At 69.3% G+C, this 3,687-nt stretch carries 2 protein-coding genes and 2 pseudogenes; all 4 read left to right on the forward strand.

Annotated features, from left to right (window positions below; translation table 11 throughout):
* The first annotated feature begins 182 nt into the window (after positions 1-182).
* The gene (locus HYE82_RS34930; protein WP_179178246.1) at positions 183-539 is read left to right on the forward strand and encodes a hypothetical protein; all 357 of its coding nucleotides are present in this window, start codon (positions 183-185) and stop codon (positions 537-539) included.
* Positions 536-826, forward strand: a complete 291-nt coding sequence (locus tag HYE82_RS34935) for a hypothetical protein (RefSeq protein ID WP_179178247.1) — start codon at positions 536-538, stop codon at positions 824-826. The genes HYE82_RS34930 and HYE82_RS34935 overlap by 4 nt, the downstream gene beginning before the upstream one ends.
* 491 nt (positions 827-1,317) lie before the next feature.
* Positions 1,318-1,510: pseudogene (locus tag HYE82_RS34940) on the forward strand (transposase); the annotation flags it as partial.
* 249 nt (positions 1,511-1,759) lie between these two features.
* Positions 1,760-2,934: pseudogene (locus tag HYE82_RS34945) on the forward strand (IS110 family transposase).
* The last annotated feature ends 753 nt before the right edge of the window (positions 2,935-3,687 follow it).

Raw genomic sequence — 3,687 nt, forward strand, 5'->3', positions numbered from 1 at the left:
CCTTTCAGCGCCGATGGTACTGCAGGGGGGACCCTGTGGGAGAGTAGGACGCCGCCGAACAATCATTGCGGGAAGCCCCGCACCAGCCCCCCTTTCCGGGGGTTCGGTGCGGGGCTTTTCTGCGTTCACCGGCATGTCCGCGGGCCGGTCGGTATCCTGGCCGCATTCCCCCGGAGGAGTCGATGACAGCACAGCACGTGGAAGACGGCGGCCCGCTCATCCCCCAGCCGGCCATGACACGGGAAGCGCTGCGGGACGCCGTGCGGCGAATCGACATGGCGAGCCTCGCCGTGCTCGACAGGGAATGCAACGAGGCCTTCGACCGCGCCGCCGAAACCGGGGCGATCAACCCTCTGCGGTTCTTCCTGATCAAGTGGGCCACGCATGTCGCGATCCACCGGTGGCCGGCGCGGGCAGCGGCCCTGCGCGAAGCAGAACGCATCGCCGGCGACCCCGCCTCCACCGAGAGCGAGTTCCAGGCCGCGATGCGGACCAGCAGCCGCATCCTCGCCGAGGCGCAGCGGGAAATCGGTCTGTGAGCCCGCGGGGCGAGGGCGTCGAGAGCGACAACGGCTGGGCGTGGGAATGCGATCCCAGCCGGGTGTGGGTCCTGGGAGACATGCCGTCGGCGCAGCAGGGCCTCGTGGCCGCCGTGATGGACGGCCTGGTGGACCTGGCGTCCATGGGCATCGACCCCAAGGACGGCAGCCTGTACGAGGACCCGACCCCGATGCGGTTGCGCACGTACGAGGACGAGCACCTGATGCTCTGGTACCAGACCATCCCGCACCGCAGCCGCGTCTACCTGAAGCGGGTCAACCTCTGACCCGCCCCCCGGACAGGCCCACGCTCGCGGCTCAGCCCCACGCAGCGGCCTCGACGGGCAGTCCGCGCAGGAGGGGCGGCGTAAGCCTCGGAGGTGGATGCATCGCAGGACACGCGCACGACCCGGCCGCGGTCCGGCGGCACGATCACGGAGGGGCAGGAGCAGGTCCCCGGGCCCCTCGCCTCCCGAATCAGCAGCGCGATGACGGTCTCGACGTCGATGAGCCGTACGTCGGCCATGCAGGCCGTCCCCGCGGCACTCCAGGAGCTGCGGCGCGAGGTTCTCCTGGCCCACCTCGGCAGCAGAGAGGCGAGGCGATTCCACACGACAGCGTCATCGCCATGGCTGATCACCCCCCCCAACGCCGATAACCCTTGCCGCGGCCTCGAGATCCAAGTCCGGTTACTGTCCGGGTGATCGCGGACCGGCCCCATCCGTCAACGCCCTGCCTCTGGCCGTCGCCAGCGACGCCGACTGACCGGGTTGCCTCCCTGCCAGGCCTTGCGAGGCGGCGGATCGCCAACCTCTACCCGGGCGAGGCGAAGACCGCCGCGAAGGGACGCCGCGGTGATTGCGGACGCCGCCCGCCCCATGCCGCACCCCCTGCGCTCGCCGGAACTGACCGACGAGATCGCCGCCGAGCTCACCGAGCTGACTGGGTTCGACCTGGACCTCGCGGGCGAGGAAGGCCGGCCGCCGCAGGCTCGTCGAACTCGTCCGGCCCAAGCCCCGCGCATGGCCCAGGCAGCTGGCCTCCGGGCCCGGCATGACTGTGTCCCCTGTCGCACGGATGACCTGGGGGTTGGTGTCACCGGGCCCGAGGGGTGCCGTCGAAGACGCTGATGAGAGGTCCGACCACCGCCTGGCCGGGCGCAACGCCCGACCGCTCGCGGGCGGCAGTGTTCGACACCGTGACGTGGGCGTGCTGCGGGCCTGGACGTCGGCAAGACCGCTCCTCACGGCCACGGGCTGACCCGCCGGGAAGAAGGTCTTCGACAAGCCGCTGCCCAACAGCGAGCCGAAAATGCGGGCAGTCTTCGACAAGCTGACCGCAAAGTTCGGCACCGTCCTGGTGATCGTGGACCAGCCCGCCTCGATCGGCGCCCTCCCGCTGGCCCTCGCCCGCGACGCGGGCCGCCAGGCGCCTACCTGCCGGGCCTTGCGATGCGGCGAGTCGCCAATCTCTACCCCGGCGAGGCGAAGACCGACGCCAAGGACGCCGCGGGATCGCGCAAGCCGCCCGCCCCATGCCGCACACCCTGCGCTCGTCGGAACTGACTGACCGACGAGATCGCCGCCGAGCTCACCGTCCTGGTCGGCTTCGACCACCTCGCGGCCGAGGCCACCCGCAGCTCCAACCGGATACGCGGTCTGCTCACTCAGTTCCACCCCAGCCTGGAACGCGTCCTCGGCCCGTCTGGACCACGAGGCCGCCACCTGGCTGCTGGAGCGCTACGGCTCCCCGGCCGCCCTGCGCAAAGCCGGCCGCCGCAGACTCGTCGAACTGATCCGGCCGAAAGCCCCGCGCATGGCCGCACGGCTCGTCGACGATGTCTTCGACGCGCTCGACGAACAGACCGTCGTCGTCCCGGGCACCGGCACCCGCGACATCGTCATCCCACCCTGGCCGGATCCCTGGCCACCGTCCACGCACAGCGCCGGGCCCTGGAAGCCCAGATCAACGCCCTGCCGGAGGCTCACCCTCTTTCCCCGGTCCTGACGTCGATGCCCGGCGTCGGTGTCAGGACCGTCGCAGTCCTGCTGGTCTCCGTCGGCGACGGCACCGGCTTCCCCACCGCCGCCCACCTCGCCTCTTACGCCGGCCTCGCCCTCACCACGAAGCAGTCCTGGACCTCGATCCACGGCGAACACGCACCACGAGGCGGAAGCCGGCAGCTCAAACACGCCATGTTCCTGTCCGCCTTCGCCTGCATGAACGCCAGCCCGGCCTCCCGCACCTACTACGACAAGCAACGAGCCCCCGGCAAAACCCACGCCAAGCCCTTCTCCGCCTCGCCCGCCAACGCATCAGCGTCCTGTTCGCCATGCTCCGCGACGGCACCTTCTACGAACCTCGCACCCTCAAAGACATCGAACTCGCCGCATAACCCAGGCATAGAGGCACCCCCGCCCCGCGCCAGCCGGGATGCCACCGGGGCGAGCCTGATGGGGATCCTGATCTGCCGCCCGGAGGCGTTCGCGCGTGACCGGCCGGGCGCCCTGCTGCGCGGGGCGGGCGCGAGGAGCTGCCCGTGGGGTGGTCACCGCTCGCGCGGCGAAGAAGCACCGGTACGGCGCACGCGCCGTCAACATCGGCGGGCGCCTGGAGGTGCGCGAGGCCTATCCAACCTCCTCGGGCTACACGTCGCCGTTCGCGCCACCCGGACCGTCGAGACGGTGTGCAGACCAGGCGACAAGACGATGGCTTGGCCGTTGGCAGGGGAGGAGCAGGGACCTTTGACACCCGTCCGGCGAGGGTTGTAGTATGTAGCGGTTGCCTGGAACGGAAGAGTTCGGCGACAACCCACAAGCAAGATCCAGACACCCGGTGAATCTGATTCCTCGGGTGCGCAGTCGACTCCTTCCCCAGGAACTGAAGCCGGGAAATCCGGTGGAAAACTTCTGATAGAGTCGGTCTCGCCGGAAAGGGAAACGCGAAAGCGACGCCCTGGAAAGCAAAAACCCGCTTCGACCGGGAATCGGACACGTAAAGAGTCTGATAGAGTCGGAAACGAAGAACGAAAGCCCGGAGGAAAGCCCGAGAGGGTGAGTACGAAGGAAGCGTCCGTTCCTTGAGAACTCAACAGCGTGCCAAAAATCAACGCCAGAAGTTGATACCCCGTCCACTCCGGTGGATGAGG

Origin of the sequence: Streptomyces sp. BR123 (assembly GCF_013401435.1) — a bacterium.
Classification (GTDB): domain Bacteria; phylum Actinomycetota; class Actinomycetes; order Streptomycetales; family Streptomycetaceae; genus Streptomyces.

Bases quoted from the DNA above. Each gene is read 5' to 3' on its own strand.
- HYE82_RS34930 (WP_179178246.1), top strand. From the start codon at position 183: ATGACAGCACAGCACGTGGAAGACGGCGGCCCGCTCATCCCCCAGCCG.